At 53.1% G+C, this 24,681-nt stretch carries 23 protein-coding genes and 3 pseudogenes; 20 read left to right on the top strand and 6 right to left on the bottom strand.

The features are described 5' to 3' along the window. The first annotated feature begins 339 nt into the window (after positions 1 to 339). Both BMY01_RS11300 and BMY01_RS11295 read left to right on the top strand, forming a co-directional pair. Positions 340 to 2,433 carry a PhoX family protein gene (locus BMY01_RS11300; protein ID WP_074747217.1) on the top strand — a complete coding sequence of 698 codons (2,094 nt, stop codon included), beginning with the start codon at positions 340 to 342 and terminating at the stop codon, positions 2,431 to 2,433. Positions 2,434 to 2,818: 385 nt separating this feature from the next. Next, positions 2,819 to 3,022 (top strand): hypothetical protein, encoded by a 204-nt coding sequence (locus BMY01_RS11295; RefSeq protein WP_074975159.1) that lies wholly within the window; start codon positions 2,819 to 2,821, stop codon positions 3,020 to 3,022. Between the two features lie 256 nt (positions 3,023 to 3,278). Here BMY01_RS11295 and BMY01_RS17815 read toward each other — a convergent pair whose 3' ends face one another. Then, the gene (locus BMY01_RS17815; protein ID WP_074747212.1) at positions 3,279 to 3,566 is read right to left on the bottom strand and encodes a hypothetical protein; all 288 of its coding nucleotides are present in this window, start codon (positions 3,564 to 3,566) and stop codon (positions 3,279 to 3,281) included. A gap of 267 nt (positions 3,567 to 3,833) precedes the next feature. Here BMY01_RS17815 and BMY01_RS11285 point away from each other — a divergent pair, with 267 nt between their 5' ends. Then, positions 3,834 to 4,139: a DUF5132 domain-containing protein gene (locus tag BMY01_RS11285; protein WP_074747210.1), complete on the top strand. Its 306-nt coding sequence runs from the start codon at positions 3,834 to 3,836 to the stop codon at positions 4,137 to 4,139. Positions 4,140 to 4,398: 259 nt separating this feature from the next. Next, the gene (locus tag BMY01_RS11280) at positions 4,399 to 4,983 is read left to right on the top strand and encodes a hypothetical protein (RefSeq protein ID WP_139176883.1); all 585 of its coding nucleotides are present in this window, start codon (positions 4,399 to 4,401) and stop codon (positions 4,981 to 4,983) included. 68 nt (positions 4,984 to 5,051) lie between these two features. Here BMY01_RS11280 and BMY01_RS11275 read toward each other — a convergent pair whose 3' ends face one another. Then, positions 5,052 to 5,339: a filamentous haemagglutinin family protein gene (locus BMY01_RS11275; protein ID WP_074747206.1), complete on the bottom strand. Its 288-nt coding sequence runs from the start codon at positions 5,337 to 5,339 to the stop codon at positions 5,052 to 5,054. Between the two features lie 1,071 nt (positions 5,340 to 6,410). Between BMY01_RS11275 and BMY01_RS11270 the strand changes: the two are divergent. Beyond that, positions 6,411 to 6,903 (top strand): annotated as a pseudogene (locus BMY01_RS11270) (IS5 family transposase); the annotation flags it as partial. A gap of 23 nt (positions 6,904 to 6,926) precedes the next feature. On the opposite strand, the gene BMY01_RS11265 reads toward BMY01_RS11270, so the two are convergent. Together BMY01_RS11265 and BMY01_RS18365 are read right to left on the bottom strand one after the other, a co-directional pair. Continuing rightward, on the bottom strand, positions 6,927 to 7,364 hold the full coding sequence (locus BMY01_RS11265) for a VanZ family protein (RefSeq protein ID WP_175463250.1): 438 nt from the start codon (positions 7,362 to 7,364) through the stop codon (positions 6,927 to 6,929). 464 nt (positions 7,365 to 7,828) lie between these two features. Continuing rightward, on the bottom strand, positions 7,829 to 8,014 hold the full coding sequence (locus tag BMY01_RS18365) for a response regulator (RefSeq protein ID WP_074747204.1): 186 nt from the start codon (positions 8,012 to 8,014) through the stop codon (positions 7,829 to 7,831). A gap of 156 nt (positions 8,015 to 8,170) precedes the next feature. Between BMY01_RS18365 and BMY01_RS11255 the strand changes: the two genes are divergently transcribed. The 6 genes from BMY01_RS11255 to BMY01_RS11230 all read left to right on the top strand — a co-directional run bounded on the left by BMY01_RS11255 (position 8,171) and on the right by BMY01_RS11230 (position 15,720). Next, positions 8,171 to 8,884 carry a PEP-CTERM sorting domain-containing protein gene (locus tag BMY01_RS11255; RefSeq protein ID WP_074747202.1) on the top strand — a complete coding sequence of 238 codons (714 nt, stop codon included), beginning with the start codon at positions 8,171 to 8,173 and terminating at the stop codon, positions 8,882 to 8,884. A gap of 181 nt (positions 8,885 to 9,065) precedes the next feature. Then, positions 9,066 to 9,698, top strand: a complete 633-nt coding sequence (locus BMY01_RS11250) for a LexA family protein (protein ID WP_074747200.1) — start codon at positions 9,066 to 9,068, stop codon at positions 9,696 to 9,698. Positions 9,699 to 9,719: 21 nt separating this feature from the next. Beyond that, positions 9,720 to 10,442 carry a translesion DNA synthesis-associated protein ImuA gene (gene imuA, locus BMY01_RS11245; protein ID WP_074747198.1) on the top strand — a complete coding sequence of 241 codons (723 nt, stop codon included), beginning with the start codon at positions 9,720 to 9,722 and terminating at the stop codon, positions 10,440 to 10,442. A gap of 10 nt (positions 10,443 to 10,452) precedes the next feature. Further along, a complete protein-coding gene (locus BMY01_RS11240; RefSeq protein ID WP_074747196.1) occupies positions 10,453 to 11,973 on the top strand; it encodes a Y-family DNA polymerase in 1,521 nt (506 codons plus the stop codon). Positions 11,974 to 11,978: 5 nt separating this feature from the next. After that, the gene (locus BMY01_RS11235; RefSeq protein WP_074747194.1) at positions 11,979 to 15,104 is read left to right on the top strand and encodes an error-prone DNA polymerase; all 3,126 of its coding nucleotides are present in this window, start codon (positions 11,979 to 11,981) and stop codon (positions 15,102 to 15,104) included. 175 nt (positions 15,105 to 15,279) lie between these two features. After that, complete coding sequence (locus tag BMY01_RS11230; RefSeq protein WP_074747192.1) at positions 15,280 to 15,720, top strand: YjjA family protein; 441 nt, start codon at positions 15,280 to 15,282, stop codon at positions 15,718 to 15,720. A 92-nt stretch (positions 15,721 to 15,812) separates the two neighbouring features. Here BMY01_RS11230 and BMY01_RS11225 read toward each other — a convergent pair. Together BMY01_RS11225 and BMY01_RS11220 are read right to left on the bottom strand one after the other, a co-directional pair. After that, positions 15,813 to 16,174 (bottom strand): annotated as a pseudogene (locus BMY01_RS11225) (IS5 family transposase); the annotation flags it as partial. A 94-nt stretch (positions 16,175 to 16,268) separates the two neighbouring features. Then, positions 16,269 to 16,552: pseudogene (locus tag BMY01_RS11220) on the bottom strand (transposase); the annotation flags it as partial. Between the two features lie 205 nt (positions 16,553 to 16,757). Here BMY01_RS11220 and BMY01_RS11215 point away from each other — a divergent pair. The 9 genes from BMY01_RS11215 to BMY01_RS17460 all read left to right on the top strand — a co-directional run bounded on the left by BMY01_RS11215 (position 16,758) and on the right by BMY01_RS17460 (position 24,622). Next, positions 16,758 to 18,410 carry an ArnT family glycosyltransferase gene (locus BMY01_RS11215; protein ID WP_081353889.1) on the top strand — a complete coding sequence of 551 codons (1,653 nt, stop codon included), beginning with the start codon at positions 16,758 to 16,760 and terminating at the stop codon, positions 18,408 to 18,410. Between the two features lie 6 nt (positions 18,411 to 18,416). Beyond that, positions 18,417 to 18,761 (top strand): glycosyltransferase, encoded by a 345-nt coding sequence (locus tag BMY01_RS18110; protein WP_217638661.1) that lies wholly within the window; start codon positions 18,417 to 18,419, stop codon positions 18,759 to 18,761. A gap of 16 nt (positions 18,762 to 18,777) precedes the next feature. Continuing rightward, positions 18,778 to 19,326: a hypothetical protein gene (locus BMY01_RS18105; protein WP_368086239.1), complete on the top strand. Its 549-nt coding sequence runs from the start codon at positions 18,778 to 18,780 to the stop codon at positions 19,324 to 19,326. Beyond that, complete coding sequence (locus tag BMY01_RS18100; RefSeq protein WP_217638659.1) at positions 19,323 to 19,568, top strand: GtrA family protein; 246 nt, start codon at positions 19,323 to 19,325, stop codon at positions 19,566 to 19,568. Before BMY01_RS18105 ends, BMY01_RS18100 begins: the two co-directional genes overlap by 4 nt. A gap of 470 nt (positions 19,569 to 20,038) precedes the next feature. After that, positions 20,039 to 20,236, top strand: coding sequence for a hypothetical protein (locus BMY01_RS11205; RefSeq protein ID WP_074747342.1), 198 nt, complete (start codon positions 20,039 to 20,041; stop codon positions 20,234 to 20,236). Positions 20,237 to 20,241: 5 nt separating this feature from the next. Next, complete coding sequence (locus BMY01_RS11200) at positions 20,242 to 20,520, top strand: DUF5395 domain-containing protein (protein WP_074747188.1); 279 nt, start codon at positions 20,242 to 20,244, stop codon at positions 20,518 to 20,520. 27 nt (positions 20,521 to 20,547) lie between these two features. Further along, positions 20,548 to 21,999 carry a putative sulfate exporter family transporter gene (locus tag BMY01_RS11195; protein ID WP_217638658.1) on the top strand — a complete coding sequence of 484 codons (1,452 nt, stop codon included), beginning with the start codon at positions 20,548 to 20,550 and terminating at the stop codon, positions 21,997 to 21,999. Between the two features lie 329 nt (positions 22,000 to 22,328). Next, positions 22,329 to 23,669 (top strand): ATP-binding protein, encoded by a 1,341-nt coding sequence (locus BMY01_RS11190; protein ID WP_074747184.1) that lies wholly within the window; start codon positions 22,329 to 22,331, stop codon positions 23,667 to 23,669. A 98-nt stretch (positions 23,670 to 23,767) separates the two neighbouring features. Further along, positions 23,768 to 24,622 carry an O-methyltransferase gene (locus tag BMY01_RS17460; RefSeq protein WP_368086238.1) on the top strand — a complete coding sequence of 285 codons (855 nt, stop codon included), beginning with the start codon at positions 23,768 to 23,770 and terminating at the stop codon, positions 24,620 to 24,622. The last annotated feature ends 59 nt before the right edge of the window (positions 24,623 to 24,681 follow it).

Below are 24,681 nucleotides of genomic sequence, written 5' to 3'. Positions count from 1 at the left end.
TCATCGCTCGGTTATGTCGGATTCATTTTCTTCGTTTTGCTGACACGCTCCCTACGAATTGAATAAGACACAGCCTCCTTTCATGCATCGCCTCTCGGTGTAAACAAGAACCCCTTTCGAGGCAGCCCCGGTTCCGCTCCTGATCTGCAGAGCTGGCCGCGCAACCAAACCGTTCAGGTACGTTCGGCTCAGTTTTTTGACTGAATATGCCAATACAAATTCTGTAACACAAAACCGTAATAATGGGTTCTCTGCTGAAGCTCATCCAGGCACAGTGACTCGCATCAATTCCCAACATGGGAATAAAGCCGGCTGAACCCATTTAAACAAGGAAACATGATGAGTAGCACCCTCCACGCTGATAGAAAGAACAATCCCGATCGCACCAGCAGCAACGAATCCGGCAATGCATCACTGCATGATCTGATCGAAGCCGGCAGGCTTTCCCGCCGGGCCTTCCTCCAACGTTCGCTGGGCCTTACGGCTGTCGCATTCGGCGGCCCCCTGCTCGATGGTCTGGTGCAGTTTGCTTACGCAGCACCGGCGCCTGTGAACGGCATTGGTTTCGATTCAGTGCCTGCCAACCTGTATCTTTCACCCGGAGATGACGCCGTTACCGTTCCCGCCGGCTATACCGCGCGCATACTGATCGCCTGGGGGGACTCCCTTACCCAGGCGCCACACTGGAATCCGGGAAGCGCAATGACCGAGACGATACAGTTGCACACCTTCGGTGCCCATGTGGACGGGATGCATCTGTTTCCCTTTCCTCCCATGGGATCATCCGGGTCACCCGGCGTCGCCAATATCCGTGGCCTGCTGGTGACGAACCATGAGTATGTCGATCCTCCTCTGGTCAATAACATCACTCCCGCATCCAGCTATACGACTAACTCGATCACTCTCGATATGGTGCGCGCACAGCAGGCCGCGCATGGCATCAGCGTGGTCGAGGTATGGAAAAAGAACGGCATGTGGGAGGTCAAGCGTACTTCCGCCTTCAACCGCCGCATTACCGGCAACTCCCTCTGCAAGCTGAGCGGACCCGCCGCTGGGCATGATCTGATGAAAACGGCCGCCGACCCCGGCGGCATGAATGTTCTCGGCACACTCAACAACTGCTCCAACGGCCATACCCCCTGGGGCACTTATCTCACGTGCGAGGAAAACTGGAACGGCTATTTCTCCAATGAGACCGGAGATGTGGCAGGCGTAAACGATCCGGAGCAGAAGCGTCGGATTCTAAACGGGCAAGCGCGCTATGGTATCGGCAAGGGCGGGTCCGGTTACCGCTGGCACGAAATGGATGCACGTTTCCGTGCCGACCTTAACCCGAATGAGCCGCATCGCTTCGGCTGGGTGGTGGAAATCGATCCATGGGATCCAAGGAGCACACCGATGAAGCGCACTGCGCTGGGACGTTTCAAGCACGAAAATGCCAGTTGCGTCGTGGATCCCGATAATACGGTCGTCATATATATGGGTGATGATGAGCGCAACGAGTACCTTTACAAGTTTGTCTGCGCCAACAAATATAACCCCCGCAACCGCGCGGCCAACCGCGATCTGCTGGATTCCGGCACGCTTTTCGTGGCAAGGTTCAATGCGGATGGCGGCGGGAAGTGGCTGCCACTGATCTGGAACCAGAATGGACTGACGCCGGAAAATGGCTTTGCCGATCAAGCCGAAGTATTGGTCAAGGCGCGCCAGGCGGCGGATCGCGCAGGCGCCACAATGATGGATCGTCCGGAATGGATAGCAGCGCACCCCGCCTCGCGTGAAGTCTATATGACGCTTACCAACAACAACCGTCGTGGAAGCAACCTGCCGTCCAGCAACAGCATCGACGGAAGTAGGCCCGCCGGCAATGCGCGTCCTCCCGTAGATGCCGCAAACCCCAGGCTGGACAACCGTTACGGTCACATCATCCGTTGGCGCGAAAACATGGGCAAGGTCGACGCCCTGGATTTCGAATGGGACATTTTCGTTGAATGCGGTGACAAGCTGGACCCACAGCCGCATCATCGAGGCAATATTAAGGGCGATGATTACGGCGCTCCCGACGGCCTCTGGTTCGATCAGGATGGCCGCCTGTGGATACAGACCGACCAGGCAGGTGATGCCACTGGCGACTGGGCCAATATCGGGGGAAATGTCATGCTATGCGCGGATCCTTCCACGGGCGAGACGCGCAGGTTCCTCACTGCGCCGAAGTACTGCGAGGTCACCGGGGTTACAAGTTCCCCGGACGGCAAAACCCTGTTCGTCGGCATCCAGCACCCCGGGGAGGATTGGGAAACGCATTTTACCCAGAACTCGACCTGGCCCGACAGCGGTCAAAACGGTCCCACTACGGCCAGCGGTTCCCCCTCCAAGCCACGCTCCGCTGTGGTGGTCATCACTAAAGATGATGGCGGCGTGATTGGCACCTGACTTGCCGTTGTCTGGGGCAGCAGCTCAAAAATCTTTGATTGGCCTCCATGGGAAGCCTCCTGCAGAACATGGGCGCTTATTCGAACAACCTATGAAGAAGGTTACGCAAGTCTGCTCCCGGATCCTTCCGCCGCACGTCCGCGCCCAGCCGCATCTGCGGCCTCGCGGAGCGAGCGCTTGTAAGCTGATCGAGCCGCCTTCGTCCATGAAAAATCGTTTGCTTGCCCCTTGGCGAAGGTGCGGTACCGAACATATCTTTTACCTAAGGATTGTCAGAATGCGTCTCGACGTACAAGCGGTCCCCAGGCTTTATCGGAGATTCCTTTTCTGAAATCACCAGTCCTCTTTGGTTGACATGTTTTCCATTTCGAGAGAAATATTAAATATGAAGAAACGAAGATACATTGATCTGTACGGTTACACCCAGGATGAGTTTGATCACTGGCTGGAAAAAGGTATTAACAAAAAGCTTCGTTCTGCCGGAAAATCCAGGTCGGAATTAGACATGCACACTGTCTTTGCGGCTTATCACGACGAAACCCGCAAACTTCCCCGCCGTAGGCTGCGCGAAATGCGCACTGCCACCTGATCTCCGGCTTCTCAGATCCCCGTTAATCCGGTGGAATTTCTGGGCGCCTTTCAAGACATTCAGAGTCAATACCCTGTTCTCTCATGAAGAGCGTGGCGCGAAGATCGCGCCACTTTTCACGTTAGGGGAAATGTTTATTCCACCTGGACTGGACATCATCAAAATATAAGCCTTATTCCAAGCATTGTGCTATTGGGAAAACAGGAATAAATCCGCCTGGGAAAGATGCAGGTTACGATTTTTACCTGGACCTGGACTACCCTACCAGCAACAAGAATCCGGCGTTCCAGTTTATCGATGGCGAATACAGCACGTGGACGGTCAGCGTGGCAGACGGCGTATCCACTGTTCTGGTAAGCGACTTCACTACCCTGGTCATTGCTAATGGCAAACCCGCTTCGCCTGCAAGAGGGCAGGGGGCGTATCCAGCAGGTAGGTGCGGGGCGGGGAGTTGCGTTATCCTGATCACCCACACTTCACCCACTTTGATATCCGGCTGCGGTAGTGTGAGTAGATGACCGTGAGCGACTGTAAAGAGTCCCATGCTTCCTCCGGATTCTTTCCTTATCAACAAATTTCCGCACCCTATCCACGATTCCTCGGAAATCTCCTTTCCGGGAAAGGACGCTTCCGGGCCTGAAGCATTTGACCAAAGCAAGCTCTGAACAAGTAGAACATGCAAAGATAGGAATCATTCATCTCGACCGCTGCTTCGGGAGCAGGTGTTTCGAATATTAAAGTGTTATGACAGGACTTGTAAAAATGCAAAATCTGTCTAGAAATAACTATGAACTGTGAGACAGGAGAGAGCATGGCCTCCGAAAATTTCAAGAGCAACCTGATCGTTGGCTTGGTTGCTGGCGTTGGCGCCACACTGCTCGCGCCAGTGCTGCGTCCGTTCCTGACCAATGCCTCCCGGTCGCTTACCAAAGCGACCATCAAGGGCAGCATCCGTCTTTACGAGAAGGGGCGGGAATCATTCGCAGAGTTGGGCGAAACAGTGGATGACCTGATGGCCGAGGTCAGATCAGAGATGGAAACTGGCGGGGAGGGAAGCGCGGTGGTCGCCTCGAAAACTCAAGCCGCCAATGCGCAAGGAAGAACCACGCCCTCCTAGATCCGAAATGCGGGAATAGCAGTTCTGAAACTCTCGCCAAATAAAAACCTGTTGCAGAAAACGAGCGAGCCAAGGGGTTGCGGAGTTCCGGCCAGGGCTCCGCAGAAAAGCAGCAAAATGCAGCAGAACGCGAGACGCATTTACACGGCCATAACGTGCGATTTGTAACTATGCCTAGGAGGAATTTGAAATGAATACGCCGAAATCAGATAAGCACCCTGGGGAAAAGCCGCATCCCGATGAAAAAAAGCGGAGACATATGGAAACACCCATAGATGAAGAACCCTTGCACAGCACCGCGGAGGAAGAAAGATATACCGAGGCAGGGACGCCTCCCAGAGATGAAACCCCTCGCCCCTCTGAAAGGTATGTCCGCGGAGATGATAGGTACGTCGATACGACGCTCCCTTATCACTCGGACACTGCCCGCGCAGTGGAGGATGCAGGCAATACCGTAAAGACAGGCATTGCCAGCGGCTTAAGAGGCATCGATGAAATCGAAGCTGATATTGTCAACCTGGTGCGTAACACGATATCCCATACGCTGCAAGCCACGCGCGCGGTCGGTACGGAAGCTGTCGATGTCACAAGGACAACGGTAAATGCGGCAGCTCAAGGGATAGGCGAGATTGGCACTACCGCTGTCACGAGCGTGCGCGACATTCTTGTCAGCGTCGTCGGAGGCATAAAAGACGTAGCGATTGCGGCAATGCCGCGCTCCTCCTATCGTACGGAAGATAGCATTCCTCCTGAAGACCGCACACCCCCGGAATATACTCCTCCCTCGGACCGTACGCGGCCGCCAGAGCATGTTCCCCCTGCGAAATACAAGGAGCCCGTTTAACCGCTACGAGGACTGGGGCGCGCAGCGCTCTGGTCCTGTCGCATCCCTCGTTCCAGCCTTCGGGTCCATTATTCCCCATGCCCGATCACCTCGGTCGAGATAAAGGTGGGCTTGAGTTTCCTCATCTCATCGGATGTTCGCGCCGCTTCCGACAGATTTTGCGATAAGGCAGCCGTTGCCTTGGAAACGTCATCCCCCTGCTGGGTAGCGCCGGAGGTGGTGGCTGTGACCACGCTGGCATCGGCTACCGGGGTGCCGGTGGAAGTACCTGCCATCACGATATTATCCGCACCCAGCACGACCTGTGCCGCAATATTGAGGTTATTGGCGCGAATGCCGGCATCTCCCGCGTTCACCGTCCCCCTGGGGGCGATCAGATCGATGTCGCCTGCCTTGACTCCTCCGCTCGAGACGCGCCAATTCCGCTACCGGAAGCGGCGCCTTGCAGTTCCTGGGTTACGTTACCCTCGAGAAGGTTCACGAGGGGGAACTGCAGCTGGATCGCAGTCGGCGAGAGATGAGGTATATTTTTCTTGTATCGCTGCTGCTGGTAAGACGAAACAGGACATCAAGGGCGGTGAGTCCCATACCGAGGAGCGCCACAGGTGCATTGCCGAGGATACGCTCCAATGCCGACGAATCCCAAGGGTTATTGATATAGGCTGGAGCCTTGTAAAACTCGGTCACAGGCGCGGGGGGCAGCGGAGGAAAATGTCCTAATGCCAGAACAACCTGGTGGGCGCAAATACTTGCCCCATTCCTAAGATCAATCTGATAAGCATCATTGCCAGAATGATGGACAGCGATGGCCTCGTCAGCAGCACGCCATATCTTTTTCGATATAGAGCGTATGCGCTAGGTAAGTACCGGATCGCTTTTTACTATCTTGTTTCACGAGCCTGCCTCATTCTCATTTCAACTTCGTCACTAAGGAAGTTGCCAAAGGCTGTTGCGGCCAGCAGGACTTTCGAAGTGCCCATAAGCCCAATCGGCCGCAAATCAGAATCAGTGAATATTGGGATAACAAACTATAGGAATAAATTTCTCCCCGACCCTACTTCACTCTCTATTGTTATTGTTTTTTATTGTTGTTTCCTATTGCCTCCTCTCTCCGTCACTTATCCGGTCCCTCGGGTCAAAAGAAGGCGATCGTCAGAGATATTCCCTACAGTTTCGGCGGCTCCAATCTAAAGCCGGACATCACCACCACCTGAACGGGCGAAAAGTAAGCCATATCCTCCATTCTCGCGAGGATATTCTGTACTTGCGAGAACTGATGCCGAAACTCAGCCTCATAAATTGGGGTAAGTTAATAGCGTAGCCCGGCGAGGCTGTTAATAGCCATTGCAAAAGGAGTTTCTTTTGCTACAAATCATGAGTGATAAAGGACGTTATCATGGGTAAGAAACAACCAATTTGGCCCGCCGGACCAACTGATGATTGACGCCACGCATCTCAAGGCGCACGTACGGCAGCCAGCCTTTTAAAAAAGGGGATGTTCCCCGCCGTATCGGTCGCACCAAGGGGGGCTTGAATTCAAAACCCCATGCCGTGTGCGACGGCAGAAGCAAGCTTGTTGCTCTGCTGCTCTTCGAAGGCCAGATGAGCGATTACAAGGGTGCGGGCCTGTTGTTGCCTGCCCTGCTCAAGGCAAAAGAGTTACTGGCGGATCGCGGTTATGCTGACTGGTTCAGGGCAGTCCTTGGAAAAAAGGGTATTACGCCTTGCATTCCGCCCAGGAAGAACCGTAAAACCCAGATCGAGTACAACAGAGCACTCTACAAGCAACGCCACAAGGTGGAAAACATGTTCGGCAGGCTCAAGGACTGGCGGCGCATCGCCACGCGTTATGACCGTTGCCCCCACACCTTCTTCTCCGCCATCTGTATCGCCTCTACCGTCATCTTCTATCTCAATTAATGAGTCCTGAGCCTAGTCCCTCATCAGCGCGAAACCCCCCTGTGTCTGGATGGGGTATGCAACGAACGCCAGCTTTTCATTGCCAAAAATGCCGTACCGAAAATGCTCCCAATAATGTCGGCAATGAAGTCGGCGAACCCTGCCTCACGGCCCGGGAGATACATCTGATGCAATTCATCGAGCGCGCCAATCAGTAGGGCGCTAAAAAATGCAACGGCTAGTTTGTGCCATCCGCGCAGATTGCTCGACAAACCGATTGTGCAAGCAAGCAAGGCAAAAACAGTGGCATGAACCAGTTTATCCCAAGGCGGGGGTATCAAACCGACAGCTATAGATTGCCGTCCCCCGATAAACAGGACGGCTACAATGCCGAGTGCCGCCAATATGGCGATAGCAGGAAAATGACGATATGTTAAGCGCTGCAGGTGCAAGATGAAATCCAATTCCTGATTGACATTCATTAGGCAAGCTAATTTACTTATTTGTCCAGGCATCTGGTCTATTGATCAAGAAGCTGTTTGGCCCTCTGATCAACAGTTGCAGTGAACCGCCGTAAATCGCCAGAAACGGGATACTAGTGTCCCCATCTGCGCCCTCGATGGCTTGATCACTTAGGACTTGCGGGTGACTGGGGCAGAATCCCAGGCCGTGAGAGGCGATGTGCACTACCTCAAGTAATGGGCGGTTGTCATAGCCCCTATGACAAACAGGAACGGGAATCAGGGGAGTTTCGCGTATGCGAAATTCTTGATCCTTCAGGAGAAATTCAGGGCTGTCATTGCTTTTTCCTAAGGAGCCGCCGAGTTTATGGTGGTCATAATCTCGGTAATCAACTCCTGTAGTAAGACCGGTTTGGAAAGGTATGCCAGAAAACCGGCATCCAGCGCACTTGCCCGAGCCCTGGAACGATTGAATGCGCTCAGTGCTAGCGCCGGAGTATTCCTGCCTTATGCGCGGGTAGATTCCGTACAGCGCGAATAAACTGATAGCCATCCATTTGAGGCATGCTGATATCGCTGATAATTATATCAGGTACATATGTCTGCACCTTTTCGAGTCCCTCGGCAGCAGCAGGAGCGATAACCCCTTTCCATGCACTCGCGCGATTCACGAGCTGTCGATGATACTTACACGGAATGGAAGCGACTTGTTTTTCCCCCCCTTAATCAATCTATTAAATCCTGGCACGTTTCATGCTTGTTATTGATACAACCACACTTCCTGTGTGGTTGACCATTCAAGAAAAATATCAATACAAGAGGGAAACATGAATAAACTTATCACAGGAGCGCTCACGGGTGCTGCACTGATGACAATACCGTTAGCGGCTTCTGCACTCGTCATCGACATCAATACGTATCTCAGCGGCAATCCCGCCGGCAGCAATGTCACGGTTGCCACGCTGACACTCACCCAAAACGGGAACAACGTGGATTTCAAATTCGAGAACTCCGTGAGTAATCTCGGTGCAATCGGAGATGACGCGTTTATTTCCGGCCTGTTGTTCTCCTACGATGGCTCACCTGCACTTAATAGTGGTTCGTTTTGGAATTTCGGCGGGACGCAACTGGTAGCTGCCGCTGATTTCGGAATAAATCCCCCGGGAAAAGATGCAGGTTACGATTTTTACCTGGACTTGGACTATCCCACGAGCAACAACAACCCCACGCTCCGGTTTACCGATGGCGAATACAGCACATGGACGGTCAGTGCGGCAGACGGTGTATCAGCTGTTCTGGTTAGCGATTTTGCAGTTCTGGTTAATGCGAGTGACGGTGGCGATAAACCCGCTTCGCTTGCAATGGTGCATATCCAGCAGATAGGTGCCGGGCCGGGAGGATCGGGTTCTTTGAAATACGTTGGCAGCGAAGGCACCACTCCCCCGCAGGAGGATCCGGAAACAGTTCCGGAGCCAGTGACACTCGCATTGCTGGGCCTGGGGATGGCCTCTCTTACGTGGATACGTAAACGCAAGAAGTAACTTCCCGTTTTTTGTATGCCACAAACCCGCTTCAAGCGGGTTTGTTTTTTGAAAAACTGACTGGCCCCGAAATCAATGTTCCGCACGCCACCGCTGGAAAGCGCACTGATATGAGCCGGCTTGAATTCAGAACATTCGTTCTCTATAATAAGAACAACTGCTCTCAGTTTTACCCCCGGTCATGCAACCGCTCGACATTTCCTCTTACCTTGGCAGGCTTCAGGATTACTATGCGAGGGAAAAAATCATTCCCTCCACCACGCAGTTATCCATGCTATGGAATGTGAAAGCGCGCTCCTGGACGCATCAGATCGTTCAGCGTTTAAAAGAAGAAAATTTTCTTGAAAATGCACCTGGCAGCCGTCTTCGCCCCGGACCCCGCTTTTTCGAACGGACGGTGGGACCCGGGGTTCGGGCGGGAAGGCCGCAACAGACTGCCGACGTCCAGCCTGAACTGTTGCGTATAGACGATTACCTGATCGAAAAACCTTCTCAGACCATTCTGTTTCCAGTCAAAGGCGATTCCATGATCGATCTGGGAATACTTGAGGGCGACATGGTGATCATTGAACGCAGCAGTTCGGCTTCGCCTGGCGAAGTGGTACTGGCGATTGTGGACAACGAATTCACGCTCAAGGTCCTCGCCAGGGATAAGGAGGGCTACTACCTGGAAGCGCGCAACGAAGCACGAAGCAAGGAATATCCGCCTATCCGGCCTCAGCAGAAACTGGAAATCTACGGATTTTATGTAGGCCTGTTCCGGAAAGCCCAGGTTCCAGCACCCCGCCTCCATCACCCTGGTTTGGACCGCTGAATCAATGGGGCGTGCCTTTCCATGCCTGCTTCTCCGCCTTCAGGGTCCCCGGCGCCCTTATCGCTTTCGCAAATCGAAACCCGCTTCAGGAACAGGATATGGCGAGGGGATGCATTGGGCGCCTCCGATGATCCGGTCATTTCCAGCGGCTTTCAGGGACTGGATAAGGAGTTGCCCGGAGGAGGCTGGCCTACCCGCAACCTGACGGAACTGCTGTTACCGACAGAGGGGCTGGGGGAAATAAGGCTGTTGAGCTACGCCCTGGAGGAGATTACCCGAAGCGAAAGAAATATCCTGCTGATCGCGCCACCTTATATTCCCTATATGCATGCCTGGGAGCATCTGGGAATCGATGGGCGCCATATCGTGATGGTAAGAGCTTGCAAGCCTGCCGAGCGATTATGGACGCTTGAACAGGGCATCAGGAGTGCCGCCTTTGGGACCATTATCGGCTGGCTACCGGAAGCAAGTCAGCAGGCAACGCGAAAGCTGCAAATTCTTTCCCGGACTGCGGCAAGCCTCGTTTTTCTCTTCAGGCCGGCGAGAGCGCGATTCGAACCCTCCGCAGCCCCGCTGAGGATACTGCTCAGTCCCGTGCGAGGGCATTCCCACACGCTTTCCTTGTATCTGTTGAAACGCCGTGGCGCTCCGTTCGTCCTGCCTATTCGCATCCCCCTGCCTCAAGCTGCCGTCTTTTCCCGCTCCGCTGAATTGAAATCCCCTCCCATCCACTCTTACTGCTGAAGCTGAATCCATGCTGTGGATTGCCCTTTACTTTCCCGCTTTATCGCTTGACTGGATTGAACGCCGTTTTCCGGAAGCGCTCATTCCCGCAATCGGGGTAACTGTCCGCAAAGGGAACCAGATCTGTATTCAACAAGCCAATAAACCGGCGCAGGCGCGGGGAGTAATGGCCGGTCAGCCTCTCGCCAGTGCTTTGGCTGTTTTCCCGGATCTGGTGATCATGGAACAGGACCCGCGTGAAGAAGGAAAAGCCTTGCAGCAAGCCGTGTATGCCGCATTACGCTTTACACCCAATATAGCGGTGCAGAACAACGGCCTGATTGCCGAAGTCTCCGGAAGCCTGAAATTGTTTGGCAGCCTGAAAAAGCTCTGCCAGTCACTCAATCGGGTAGTGACTGCGCAAGGTTTGCAACTCAGCGCCGGGATTGCGCCCACCGCAACGGCGGCATGGCTGCTGGCGCGTTCCGCCCAGCAGGGCACTGTCATCAATGGAAAGGGTGAGGAATTCCGGATATTGCTCGACGCCCTGCCTGTCGGTTTGCTGGAATCGGCTCAGCCTCACCTTGAAGTCATTCGCGGCATCGGCTGTAAAACGCTGGCCGATTTGCGACGATTGCCTCGCAGCGGAGTAGCGCGTCGATTTGGTCCGGACCTGCCGGTAGAACTCGATCGCGCCTACGGCGACTCGCCCGATCCACAAAAGTGGTTTGAGGCGCCGGAAGATTTCCAGCAAAAAATAAAAATGATGGGGCTGATTGAAAATGCCGAATTGCTGCTGGTTCCTGCGCAACGAATGGTCGAGCAGATGTGCGGCTGGCTGGCTTTGCGTCATGCGGCGGTATCCGCCTTTTCATTCGTGCTGCATCACGAATATTCCCTGCGGCAACCCCATAAATTCACATCCGTAAACATACGCCTTTCCGAGCAAAGCAGCGATCCGGCGCATTTAATGCTGTTGCTGCGCGAACACCTGGAACGTACAAAAATAGTGGCGCCAGTATGTGAACTGGAACTGACGGCAGATGAAATAGCGGCGGGAGCAGACGGCAATCTGGAATTGTTCCCCACCGTGCAATCCGGGACTACTTCACTCAATCGCTTCATCGAGAAACTTTCTTCCCGCCTGGGACCGGAAGCCATCACCGGTTTAAAGGTTATTTCCGATCATCGCCCTGAATACAGCCAAAGGTTGGAACTTTCAGGAACGGGCGGCTTGAATTGCTTTTCGAAGCGAGAGGCAAACTCGCAAATCATTCCGCCGGAATCGCCCCGTCCAGCCTGGCTGATGAAAATCCCGCTGGAACTGAAGGTGCAACGTGGCCGGCCGGTGTATGAGTCGCCACTGAAACTGCTTGCAGGGCCTGAGCGAATCGAAGCCGGCTGGTGGGATGAGGTCGCGGTCGCTCGGGATTACTTCATTGCGGAGAACAACCAGGGCCAATTGTTATGGATTTACCGCGAACACAATCCGGTAGAAAAAGATAAGGGGAACAAAGGCGGAAACTGGTATTTGCAAGGACTGTTTGGATAGCTTCCATGCCTTCTTCTGCTCCGGATTACGCTGAACTTCATTGCTGTTCCAGCTTCAGCTTCCTCAAGGGCGCTTCCATGCCGGAAGAGCTGGTCGAACGTGCCGTAACCCTGGGTTACAGCGCCCTCGCTATCACGGATGAATGCTCCATGGCAGGGGTGGTAAGAGCGCATGCGGAAGCCAAAAAAACGGGATTGCATCTTCTGATCGGCAGCGAATTCGTGCTGGAGGATGGGCTGCGGCTGGTGGGTCTCGCCATGAACCGGGAAGGCTATGGTAATCTGTGTGAACTGATCACGCTGGCAAGGCAACGTAGCGCGAAAGGGACTTATCGCATTACGCGTGCGGACTTTGAAAGCTGCACGAATGTGCCTCACCTTGCGCGCTTGCCCGATTGCCTGATCCTGCTGATTCCTCGCAGGGATCAAGCAGGGGGCTCCTTGGTCGAGGACATGCGCTGGGCGCAGTCGCTGTTTCCCGGCCGCTGCTGGACTGCTGTCGAACGGCTGCTTCATGCCGGGGAAGAGGTGCTGTTCGAAAGAATATGGCAGGCAGCGGAGACCGTCGGCATGCCGCGGGTGGCGGCAGGCGATGTGCATATGCACGATCGCGCCCACAAGCCCTTGCAGGACACGATGACCGCAATTCGGCTGGGCCAACCGCTGGCGGAATGCGGTTATGCGTTGCAGTCTAATGCAGAACAGCATCTGCGCACCCGATTGGAGTTGGCACAACTCTATCCATTGGAACTCCTGCAGGAAACCCTTTCCATTGCCGCGCGCTGTACCTTTTCACTGAATGAGCTGCGCTATGAATATCCTGATGAATTAACGGGAACTGACGAGACTTATACCGACTATCTGCGGCGCATGGTCGAAAATGGCATGAAGTGGCGTTTTCCCAAAGGCGCCTCAATCAAGGTGAGGAAACAGATCGAGCATGAATTGAAGCTGATTGCTGATCTCAAGTATGAACCTTATTTCCTGACAGTATTCGATATCGTAAGCTTCGCCGGCTCACAAGGGATTTTGTGCCAAGGACGTGGATCGGCAGCGAATTCCGCAGTCTGCTATTGCCTGGGTATTACCGAGATCGATCCGGAGCGCAGCAACCTGCTGTTCGAACGCTTTATTTCCAAGGAACGCAACGAACCTCCCGACATTGATGTCGATTTCGAGCACCAGCGTCGCGAGGAAGTCATTCAGTACATCTACCAGAGATATGGCTATGATCGGGCCGCCATTGCCGCAACTGTCATCACCTATCGTACCCGCTCGGCCGTTCAGGATGTGGGTAAAGCGCTGGGGCTCGATATCGAGCGTATCAGACGCCTCTCCACCTCCTTTGCCTGGTGGGATAAAAGCGCGGATATCAATAAGCGCCTGAGCGAGAACGGCTTCGATCCCGGCAGCCCGGTAATCCACCAACTGATTCTGCTGACCACTCTCCTGTATGGCTATCCGCGCCATTTGTCCCAGCACGTGGGCGGGTTTGTGCTGACCCGCGACAAACTCTGCCGCATTGTCCCCATCGAAAATGCCGCCATGCCGAATCGCCGCATCATCCAATGGGATAAGGACGACCTGGCGGAGGTGGGGTTGATGAAAGTCGACGTGCTCGCCTTGGGGATGCTGTCGGCGATTCGCCGTACCCTCGACCTGATCTCCACCCGGCGCGGCATTCCATTTCAGATGCAGGATATCCCGCCAAAAGATAAAGAAACATTCGACATGATCTGCAAGGCGGACACGATCGGCGTCTTTCAGATCGAATCCCGTGCGCAGATGTCCATGCTACCGCGTTTAAAGCCCCGGACTTTCTACGATCTGGTAGTAGAAGTCGCCATTGTCCGGCCCGGTCCGATTCAGGGCGACATGGTGCATCCTTATCTGCGCCGCAGACAGGAAGTGGAAAAGGTCGATTATCCAGGTGACGAAGTAAAGACCGCATTGGAGCGAACTTATGGCGTCCCAATCTTCCAGGAACAGGTGATGCAGGTGGCCATGCTTGCCGCCGGCTTCACTTCAGGCGAAGCAGACCAGTTGAGGCGCTCCATGGCTGCCTGGAAGAGAAAAGGAGGGCTTGGTCCTTTCCAGAAGAAGCTGATCGAGGGGATGACAAGCCGAGGTTATTCCCGGCAATTTGCCGAGCGCATCTTCAGACAGATCGAGGGCTTTGGCGAATACGGGTTTCCAGAATCCCACGCCGCAAGCTTTGCGTTGCTGGTTTATGTCTCCGCCTGGCTCAAATGCCATGAGCCCGCCGCTTTCCTTTGCGCCATGCTGAACAGCCTGCCCATGGGTTTCTATAGTGCCTCACAACTGATCCAGGATGCCAAGCGGCATGGGATTCAAATCAAGCCGGTAGACGTCACCATCAGCAATTGGGAGTGCAGGCTTGAGGAACAGGAGGATAAAGCGCTTCAACCGATTGTCCGGCTGGGCTTGAACAGGGTGAAAGGAATAGGACTGGAAGCCGCCACCCGTATGGTTGAAGCAAGAGAAATTGCCCCTTTTGAGCACCCCACTGACCTGGCAAACCGCGCCTCCTTGAATACCGCTGAAGTTCATGCTCTTGCCCGTGCAGATGCCTTGCGAACCTTGTCGGGACATCGGCGCCAGACGCTGTGGGCAGTTGCATCTCATATCACACAGCGGGACCTGATGCGGCATGCTCCGGCGAAGGAAGCGTTGCCAGTCATTCCAGCCGCGCCAGAGGGAGAGGAAATCATCGCCGATTACGCCAGTACCAGGCTTACCCTGCGCAGACACCCCCTGGCACTGCTGCGACCGAAGCTGGCAAGAATGAACCTGCGCTCGGCAATGGAGTTATCTGATTACCCTACTGGGCGGTTGGTCCGGACCACCGGCATCGTGACCTGCAGACAACGCCCTGGTACCGCCAGTGGTGTCATGTTCATCACGCTGGAAGACGAGACCGGGATAACGAACGTCGTGCTGTGGAATCAGATCATCCTGAAGCACCGCCGCGAAGCCTTGAACTCAAAGCTCTTGACGGTATATGGCGTATGGCAATCCGAAAACGGCGTCAAACACCTTATCGCCAAACGGCTGGTGGATCATAGCCATCTGCTGGGCAACCTTGTGGTAGAAAGCAGGGATTTTCATTAGGCCTCAATCAAGCTCCAATCTTGTGAAACTTTGTTGCGGGCATCAAGGACGGAAATCAAGGACGGAAATATTTGCAAAAACATGTTTCACCAGGATTTGCTATAAATCATGTGCTACATTGTAGTTGGGATATTTGGTTCAGATATTTGGTTCAAATAATCCGGGAGGAAAGCCCATGAATATTTTCAGACGTCATCCTTTGTTATTGAGTTACGGCATCGGGTTCGCCGTATTTTCGGGTGCCCTTGCAGCTCAGGGTTTCGATCAGTTGAAAGATATCACGGGAAGCGGCCTCGGCGGCGCAGCTTCGTCATTGGGACTGTCATCCATAACGTCCGGGAGCACGGGCAATGCCGCAGGAATTATTGAGTACTGCATGAAAAACAATTATCTGAGTGGCGACAACGCCTCTTCGGTCAGGGATCAATTGATGGGAAAGATTACCGGCGGCGGAGATCAACCAGCCCAAAATAATCCCGACTATATCAACGGCGCGCAGGGTATCGTGAGCGGCAGTGCTGGCCAGAACGTGGATTTGAGCATGGCGGGCATGAAAGCTTCCGCAGTGAAAAAGGTGTGCGAGACGATACTTGAACAGGGCAAGTCCATGCTTTGAAAATCTGATCCAGAATGGAATCTGCTTCAGTCTCATAAGGGTTTTCGCTACTTCACCTGCCTCGCCAGCGTTTCAGGTATAGAAAGGTGTTTTCCACGCGCATCCACGGCCAGATGTATCTTGGTGTTGAGCCCCTTTTGTGCGATCCAGGGCCTGATTCCCCCCTCTGGCTCCAGCAGGGTGCGGGTGAACCTTGCAATGGCTCGCGTCAATCATCAGCCACTCGTAATCCGGCTCGTCAATCAGAATCTCCAGTAACTTCTCCCAGGCATCCTTATCTCGCCAGCATATGAAACGGCGGTGCGTGTTGCTCCATCCCTCCGTACTCCGGCGGAAGATCACGCCACGGCGCTCCTGTCCGCAATATCCAGAATACAGCACCGATAAAACGGGGATTGTCCTCAGCAATGCCACCCCAGACGCCTTTGCGTCCGGGTAAATGCGGTTCCAGCAAGGCCCCTGCTCCGCCAAGGCCAGCAGTTCCTGTACCTCGGCTTTGAGGTGGGCTTCGATCTTCTCGATGTGCCCATGAGACAACGTGCTGGGGGGTGATCCTGATGGCTGCACCCCGCAATGAACCGGAACACCACCGAATCACAGGTCGCCCGCTCAATCTTGCGGCTGGAAAATACACCCGTGGCGTAGCCATAAACCAGCAATCGAAGGGTGATACGCCGCGCTGCCCCGGCCCATAGGCCTGCTCCAGCCGCCTTAAGTCCAGTCCGTCTACACCTCGACAATAAATCGCGCCAGTGATCCTCCAGCAGCCATTTCTCAACTGATGGCGGCAGAAGATGGCAGTCTTGCGGTCGATCGGACGAAAATGGCTCATGGCAGACAGATATGTCAAATGACTTGAATGGGTAATTATCTCATGTGAATGACCAAAAGTCCGACAGGCTCCTAGAGTTAGAGTATTATATTTTTGCCACTCCTTATTGGCTGTTTCCCGGTTCTCATTGCGTGTCTTTACTGTTAACGGTCGCTTTCTTCTAGGCTGCGTAAGCCCTAAACCTTCCCACTCTCAAGCCCAGCCGATGAGCAAAGAATTCCATAATTCCTCTAACCATGACGCGGCGGGTAAGTTCCGTTTGAGCGTTGAAGCGGTCATCATATTTACGGTCTTCGCTGCGGTGATGTTTGTCACAGCACCGACAAACGGAGATTTTGCATGGAGCGACGCTCCTCGTCACGCCCTGAATGGGGTGTTTGTTCGTGATTTTTTTATCGCAATGCCTTGGGAAGATCCGCGGCAATACGCTGTGAATTACTACCTCCGTTACCCGGCATTGACCATCTTGTTCTATCCACCGCTCTTCTCCCTATTCCTCGCGATCGCTTACTCCATCTTTGGATTCTCGCACCTAGTGGCACAGGCTACCGTAACATTCTTTCACCTCATATTAGGATTGGCCGGCTACATGCTTGCCCGACGGTGGATGCCGCATGGTTACGCGATAGCCGCTTCCTTGCTGCTGGCGAGTGCACCGGAAATCGCGTTCTGGGGACGTCAGGTGATGCTTGATGTTCCTGCTTATGCATGGCTGGCGCTCATGGCAGTAACGTTTGTGCGCTATATGGACCGCGGTGAAATCCGCTATCTCTGGCTTACCGTACTCCTGTTTGTTGCTGCTCTCTACACCAAGCAAACGTCCCTATTCGTCCTTTTCGCCCTCTTGGCCGGCTTAATCTCTGCGAGGGGTCTTCAGGCGCTTCGTGATCGGCAGTTATGGGGTGCGGCAGTCACGCTGCTTCTACTTGTGATTCCGCTCGCCGTGCTGCATCTGAAGTTCGGCCAGGTCAACATGGGCTCGATGATGGGGAGCCAGCGCTCGGATTTGCCCCGGACATCGGTTGAAGCATGGACGTATTATGCGGCTCAGCTCCCCGGCCAACTGGGCTGGCCGACGGTAATCCTCTCGATTATTTACCTGGCCGGTGCGACGGTAAGGGCTGATTGGAGATTGCCCCGCCCACACATGGTATTCCTCATTGTATGGTTCGTCGCTGGCTATCTTTTTTTTTCGTATATCATGGTTCGCGAACCTCGTCACGACCTTATGGTGCTATTACCGCTGCCGATTTTTGCGGTGCTGGCGATCAAGAAGATAACGGAGACTCGGCTAAAAAAAACAGGGCTTGCGCTCGCTGGAGCAGTTGCACTCGGGTCCGTTGCCTGGTCCGTGCTGGCTTATCCCGTTCATTGGGTGACCGGTCATTCAGAAGCTGCGGATTTCGTGCTGAAAAGAGCTCCGCAAAACAGCGTAGTTCTCTTTTCCGGTTATCGTGACGGCAGCTTTGTCTTCAACATCCGCGCGGGAGAACGCACCGACGTAAGTGTTGCGCGAGCAGACAAGCTCCTGCTTCGAGTGGCAATCGAGCGGGAGCGGGGTGTTCAAGATCGCAATCTGACAGCGAACAAGATCGAAAGCCTGCTCAAGCGCCATGCAATCCGGTATGTGGTAGCCGAAACAGGGTTCTGGCATGATCTCCCCTCCATGGCAGCGTTGACTGCATTATTGAATGACACAAGTCGATTCAAGGCAGTTCAGCGGATTGCAACTCAAGCCAACTACCCTAACACGGATCATGAGCTAGTCATATATGAGTATTTGGGTATGGTTGACGCAAATCCGCAGCCGTTGAGCGCGGAATTGGTAGGAATTGGCATAACACTTAAGCAAAGGTAACCTTTCTTGAACAGGACTCTCTCTACGGCGTATCCAGTCGCAAGCAACGCATCGCGCGAAGCGCAACCGGGGCCTCGACTATCGGTGATAATCCCCACGTTCAATGAACGGAACAACATTGAGGAACTTGTACGCCGGATTGATGCCGCGCTCAAGGATATGCGATGGGAAGCGGTATTTGTAGACGACAATTCCCCGGATGGCACGGCTGAGGTGGTAAGGAATCTGGCCCAAAAAGATATCCATATCCGAATCATTCATCGCATCGGGCGACGGGGGCTTTCTACCGCCTGTGTGGAAGGAATGTTGGCCTCGAGCGCACTCTACCTCAGCAGACCTGCAGCACGATGAAACACTTTTGCCGCAAATGTATCTTGATTTTGCCGGGGACGAAGGACTCGATATTGTCGTTGGCAGCCGTTATGTTGACGACGGGAGCGCGGGCGAATGGCAGGAGGATCGCGCACGTATGAGTCGTCTTGCCGCGCAGCTCGCCCGGCTGGTGGTGAAGTCGGACCTGAAGGACCCGATGAGCGGTTTTTTCATGCTTCGCCGCGAAGTGCTGCATGAAGCTATAGGAAATCTTTCGGGAGTGGGATTCAAGATCTTGCTCCATATTTTTGCATCCGTTCCCAGACCTTTGCGATTCAAGGAGCGAGGATATACTTTTCGCCCCCGCCATTCTGGAGAAAGCAAGCTTGACTCGATGGTCGCGTGGGAATACATCATGATGTTGCTCGACAAGACCGTCGGCCGCTATGTCCCGGTGCGTTTTATACCTTTTACATTGATCGGCACCATCGGCGTGGCTGTACACATGACGGCTCTTTGGGTGATCTTCAAGGGAATGGGGACAAGCTTCGCAGTGGGGCAAAGTGCAGCGACCCTGATTGCGATGACAACCAATTTTTCATGAACAATGCGCTAACCTATCGCGATCACCGCCTCAAAGGATGGAAAATGGTCACCGGCTGGCTTTCGTTCTCGATTGCCTGTTCGGTTGGAGCAATCTCAAATGTTGGCATCGCCACTTACCTTTTCAAGGAAAATACGATGGGATGGGCCTTGTCGGCCCTGGCGGGGGTTGTGGTCGGAGCGGTATGGAACTACGCTGTAATATCCATCTACACATGGAATAATCTAAGAGGCGCGAAATAGCACAACTGGAACCGTAAGTCGGAGCTAGTGCACATCCCGTTGCGAGCATTCGACCTGAGGCCACCGGGCTTGAGCCTCTTTCCACTACGCGTTTGAGGGAACACCGTTACGAAAACTCGGAAGTTATCGTCCAGATCTTCAACCCAGTACGAAGTTCTATACGCCATCCAACTTATAACATAAAATCCCTCCAAAACAAGCTTGAAGGCCCTCTCCTCAAGCTATAGCCTGACGAATGGCTTCGCAGCTGCCTGATCTTTTATCTGCCACCTCTAACAGAGTGTACCTGCATATAACTGGCAGATCCGTACGATCGAGGGTTCGACATTGAATCAGGCGCGACGGGCTGACCAATAATAGAAGTGGACAGCGCGAAGCAAAGCATCTGCCATAGCATGGAGGAAGCTCACCGTCAAAAGCGGGCAGTAACCAAAGATTCTGCAAACAAGGAAGTTTTTGTGGAGAAAACCATGACCATAAATCACGTAGAGAATGAAAATCAGTCTCTTGAAAATGCCGGCACGCTTTTATCCAGCGAATCCATTCTCGGCGAACCCGAACCCTGGGAAAGCTGGGAAACCCAACTGTGCCTGTGGAGCATAGGAATCGGTATTGCGGGATTGGTAATCCTGGGCGTTCTGGTCGACTTGTTCCTGCTACCCAAATAAGACGGATGCAAGCCGATCTCGAAGTTCGGTTGACGCACGACGGTCATAGATGGATAGCGCACCACCCCAGCTTTGAGGCGTGCGGAAAGACCTTGCTCGAACTGGACGAAGACGTGACGAGATGCCTGCTCGATCGGCAACTCTTCCAGCAGAATAATCAGGTCATGGTCTTCATGGCTTTTGACTACACCTGCATTCCAACCTGGATAAGGCAATATGCCTACCACTATTTCAATCGCTACATCCGGTTGGATCTAAAATCACCCATGCAAAAAGCGCAATAACAAGGACAAACAAGGGGGATAAGCGAAATGAACAGAAAATGGTATTCGGGCATGGCAAGCACCGAGGATTGGTGGGCCGTGTGGCTGGGACTGATCATGTTTCTTGCAGGCGTGAGTTCCCTCTGGGGATGGGATCTCACTGGTTGGATGGCGAAAACCAGCACCTGGGTATGGGGAAAATTTTCCATCGAGGCGGCATTGAAACCGAGCGGCAAGGTGGCGCTGCATCCCGCCATGTCGTTGCTGGTCACCTATCTGGTATTCACCACGCTGACCTGCATTGCCGCATGGGCGATGAAGCTCGATGTAAAGCGATTCTTCGCCGCATGGACCGTGCTTTTTGTGCTGACCTGGGTTGTCTGGATCATCGGGCAGGAAGCGCACTTCAAAGTACCTGTTCACGAGTTCGCCAAGCATGACCTATCCTGGGGATTGTCTCTTGGTGGCGGTTTTTCTTACCTGCTCGCCCTCGCGACTGGGCTCATTATCGGAAATTTCTTCAAGGGGACAGCGGCGTTTCTGAGTGAAGCCGCGAAACCGGAATGGTTCATCAAGACCGCTATCGTGTTTCTCGGCATCAAGATCGGCGTCATGTCCATGGAGGCGGCGAGCTTCATTCGTGAACTGGTCCTGACGGGCATCGCAGCCACCTTCGTTGCCTACATGCTGTTCTGGCCGATCGTCTATGCGCTCGCCCGCAAAGGGTTCAAGCTGTCGCGCGAGGCTTCAGCCGTGCTCTCTTCCGGCATTTCCATTTGCGGCGTCTCGGCGGCGATTGCTACCGCCGGCGCTATTCGCGCCCGTCCCGTCATTCCCGTCGTCGTCTCGATACTGGTGGTGATCTTCGCCATGTTCGAGCTCATCATCCTGCCCGGCTTTTATGCCGCAGTGGCCCCCGCCCAGCCCATCGTCAACGGGTCTGCCCTCGGACTGACGGTCAAAACCGATGGCGCCGATGCAGCTGCCGGAGCGATACTCGATGAACTGATGCGGGCGAATGCCCAGGCTAATGGCATAGTGTGGAAAGAAGGCTGGATCCTGATGGCCTCGCTAACCACCAAAATCTGGATCGATGTGTTCATCGGCGTCTGGGCCTTTCTGCTGGCCCTCGTATGGGTATACAAGGTGGAGCGCAAGCCAGGGCAATCCAGAATCGGGCTCTCGGAGATCTGGCATCGTTTTCCCAAATTTGTGCTGGGCTATCTGATCGTCTGGTTTTCCTATATTGCGCTTGCCTCCAGCGGCCCGGAAATTGCTAGGACCTTGCACAAGGCTGCTGAACCGGTGGAAGGTTCCATGCGTACCATGATGTTCATGCTGACTTTCCTGAGCATCGGCACGATAACCGATTTCAGCAAGCTCAAGGGCATGGGCAGGCTGGCGCTGCTTTATGCGATTGCCTTGTTTGGGATCATTGCCCCGATTGCCTATGGGGTGGCGTGGATATTCCACAGGGGGATGGTGCCGCCGGTTCTTTAACTGTGCTGAAGCACAACTTTTCAACCAGGTTTACTTCAGCATTAAATTTGCTGGATTGCGGGTGTTCGTTTTTGTTATCGGCACCAGGAGTAGCAAATATAACCAGAGCGATTGAAACGCGAGTCGCTTATTCTCTGCAGGATAGTTGTACTTCAGTCCAATTCTAGTTCATATCCCACCTTTGTAAAATCTACAGGGAACTCTTTGCCATACCCACCCTCGGTTAGCCCAAGTAGATTAGGGAGCCAACAGCGGTTGTGGAGTATTCATAAAATGACATACAAGAAAACGTGAAAGAAATGGCTCCCGCCCTTTAATGGAGATAACAAATGACTATAACAGCGTTAGAGGCTGACGCTAGCCCGGAGAAACGGCTATTTATTTCCCTGATAACACGTGACATTTCTCTTGTTGCTGCATTTCTCGACCTTATTGATAATTCTATTAATGCCGCTGTAGAGCCAGCTTCTCATAGACTGCTTACAGCCGAAGATTACCTTAAACTTTCTCAAGATGAGACTGTAACACCGAAAGTCGACATATTTTTAACCGTGAGCCCAGAGGAGGTTGAGATTAGAGATACGGCGTTGGGCATCTCGGCCAAAACAGCTGCGGAACAAGTTTTCAAATTTGGCAAAGCCTCAGATGAAGCGCACGTGGGCGATCGTTTGTCAGTGTACGGGATTGGCCTAAAACGCGCGATATTCAAACTTGGAAACAAGATCATCATACAATCGGACCATGCCGATGGCGGTTTTGATTTAAAACTGAATGTTTCAGATTGGGCAAAGGATACAAAACAGCCTTGGACCTTTCCTATAACATCTCGCGAGCCAGCCAAGAATAAAACTGGCACTAAGGTCCTTGTCACGGAACTCCATGAAGATTCTAAACGTCGATTTTCGGATGGCGTATTTTTGGGCCAGTTAAAGGAAGCAATAGGTAGGACGTATGCATTTTATCTTTCAAAATTCGTTAACATCTATGTGAATGAAGAAAAAATAAGCGGTGTAAACATCGAGATTGGCAGTAATCACTCTTTCGAGCAATTTAAAGTTGGTGATGTAAGTTGCGCCATCACTGCTGGGATTGGTATTCCGCAGGGAGGTAGCTTCAGGGACAGGTCATCCGGATGGTTCATATTTTGCAATGGGCGTACCGTAATATCCGCAGACAAAAGTCTTCTCACTGGTTGGGGTGGGGGTGGAACAGGACTACCGATCTTCCAGCCGAAGCATAGACCCTTTCTCGGTTTTGTTTTCTTTGTTTCTACAGATGCAGAAAAACTGCCGTGGACTACGACAAAATCTGGCATTAACGAGGACAGTGCAATCTGGCAGGAAGCCAAACGGTACATGATTACCGTTGGTAGAGGAGTGATCTCCTTTCTTGATGGTCGGTATACCGACGAGGGTACGGAAATCGCAAGTGCTGATTTACAGGAAGCTGCCAAAGACCGAATCAACCTCATGTCCGCGGTCGTATCGCAAAAACGAGTGTTCGAGCCGCCCAAGCGTCCTCCACCCCAAAATCTAAGGATTCAATTTGATGCCAAAGTTGATGATGTAAAACGCATTGAGGAATATTTGGGTCGCCGTGGGATGAGCGGGGCGGAAGTAGGTAGATACACCTTTAACTACTTTCTGCGTAACGAAGTCGGAGAGAGCTAAATGCGACGCTCGACCGCCAATTTCATCTCGTATGACCTCCGACCTGCGAAACAATCCGAACGTCGAATTCTCCTCGACCTTCTAAAGATTGCGAGTGATTGCGGTTTACCTATTGCCGACTACGCTACGTTGGGATGGGCGCTAATCGATTTTACGACTTTCTTCTGATTCACAAGTATCTTGGAATAGCAAATATGATCAGTCTTGAACATGACCCTATTATGTTTAAGCGCGCAGTTTTTAACTGCCCATACAGTTTTATAGATGTTCAGGAAAGAACCGCTACTGCTTTCATTGATGAAGATACCTTTAATGTTCCAACAATACTTTGGCTTGATTACGATGGAGGGATAAGCCCACGCGTGATTCGCGATATCGCTTCTCTATCAACTAAATTACAGGTAGGCGATCTCTGTTTTGTCACTTTGTTTGGTGGACCTCCAAGAGTGCTCGACCGGGAAAACGACCAAGCGAGATTTGTTTGGTTTCAGGATCAACTCGGCGATGTGGCCGGTGACGTTTCTCTGGCCGATGTCGAGCGGTCTTCATTTCCAGCAGCGGTTCATAAAGTACTGATTGCTGCTTTTCGCAATGCCTTTTCAGTCCGTCGGGACGGCCAGTTCATCCCCTTCCTTCAAGTTGAATATACGGATAGCTCGCCAATGATAACTGTGGGCGGGGGACTGTTAACTGAGGAACAGGCTTTAGGCTTTAGGCGTCGTATTAGGAAAGCACTCCCGTTTTTGAGCGCTGAGGGTAATGATCTTTATGAGATTAAGTCTCTGCATCTCACTGAACGCGAGAGGGCACTATTTGACCGAGCCGCGACACGGCCAAACAAAAGATCGTCTGAGCGCAATCAGCTTAAGAAGCTAGGTTTCAAGGAGATGGAAATCGCAACCTATAAGGATCTAATTCGTTACCTGCCACGATACGTTGAGACGATCGTGTAGGGGACAACAACGTTAGATACTTTAGTATGAAGAAGACTAAGCGAAAAGCAGTACTGATT

It is taken from the genome of Nitrosospira multiformis (genome assembly GCF_900110185.1).
Lineage (GTDB): Bacteria > Pseudomonadota > Gammaproteobacteria > Burkholderiales > Nitrosomonadaceae > Nitrosospira > Nitrosospira multiformis_A.
Note: the sequence above shows the minus strand (reverse complement) of the source record. Positions and strands in the feature narration are given on the sequence as shown.

Coding starts and splice junctions, on each gene's coding strand:
- BMY01_RS11300 (WP_074747217.1), top strand. CDS start 340: ATGAGTAGCACCCTCCACGCTGATAGAAAGAACAATCCCGATCGCACC.
- BMY01_RS11295 (WP_074975159.1), top strand. CDS start 2,819: ATGAAGAAACGAAGATACATTGATCTGTACGGTTACACCCAGGATGAG.
- BMY01_RS17815 (WP_074747212.1), bottom strand. CDS start 3,566: ATGGGACTCTTTACAGTCGCTCACGGTCATCTACTCACACTACCGCAG.
- BMY01_RS11285 (WP_074747210.1), top strand. CDS start 3,834: ATGGCCTCCGAAAATTTCAAGAGCAACCTGATCGTTGGCTTGGTTGCT.
- BMY01_RS11280 (WP_139176883.1), top strand. CDS start 4,399: ATGGAAACACCCATAGATGAAGAACCCTTGCACAGCACCGCGGAGGAA.
- BMY01_RS11265 (WP_175463250.1), bottom strand. CDS start 7,364: ATGAATGTCAATCAGGAATTGGATTTCATCTTGCACCTGCAGCGCTTA.
- BMY01_RS11255 (WP_074747202.1), top strand. CDS start 8,171: ATGAATAAACTTATCACAGGAGCGCTCACGGGTGCTGCACTGATGACA.
- BMY01_RS11250 (WP_074747200.1), top strand. CDS start 9,066: ATGCAACCGCTCGACATTTCCTCTTACCTTGGCAGGCTTCAGGATTAC.
- imuA (WP_074747198.1), top strand. CDS start 9,720: ATGCCTGCTTCTCCGCCTTCAGGGTCCCCGGCGCCCTTATCGCTTTCG.
- BMY01_RS11240 (WP_074747196.1), top strand. CDS start 10,453: ATGCTGTGGATTGCCCTTTACTTTCCCGCTTTATCGCTTGACTGGATT.
- BMY01_RS11235 (WP_074747194.1), top strand. CDS start 11,979: ATGCCTTCTTCTGCTCCGGATTACGCTGAACTTCATTGCTGTTCCAGC.
- BMY01_RS11230 (WP_074747192.1), top strand. CDS start 15,280: ATGAATATTTTCAGACGTCATCCTTTGTTATTGAGTTACGGCATCGGG.
- BMY01_RS11215 (WP_081353889.1), top strand. CDS start 16,758: ATGAGCAAAGAATTCCATAATTCCTCTAACCATGACGCGGCGGGTAAG.
- BMY01_RS18105 (WP_368086239.1), top strand. CDS start 18,778: ATGTATCTTGATTTTGCCGGGGACGAAGGACTCGATATTGTCGTTGGC.
- BMY01_RS18100 (WP_217638659.1), top strand. CDS start 19,323: ATGAACAATGCGCTAACCTATCGCGATCACCGCCTCAAAGGATGGAAA.
- BMY01_RS11205 (WP_074747342.1), top strand. CDS start 20,039: ATGACCATAAATCACGTAGAGAATGAAAATCAGTCTCTTGAAAATGCC.
- BMY01_RS11200 (WP_074747188.1), top strand. CDS start 20,242: ATGCAAGCCGATCTCGAAGTTCGGTTGACGCACGACGGTCATAGATGG.
- BMY01_RS11195 (WP_217638658.1), top strand. CDS start 20,548: ATGAACAGAAAATGGTATTCGGGCATGGCAAGCACCGAGGATTGGTGG.
- BMY01_RS11190 (WP_074747184.1), top strand. CDS start 22,329: ATGACTATAACAGCGTTAGAGGCTGACGCTAGCCCGGAGAAACGGCTA.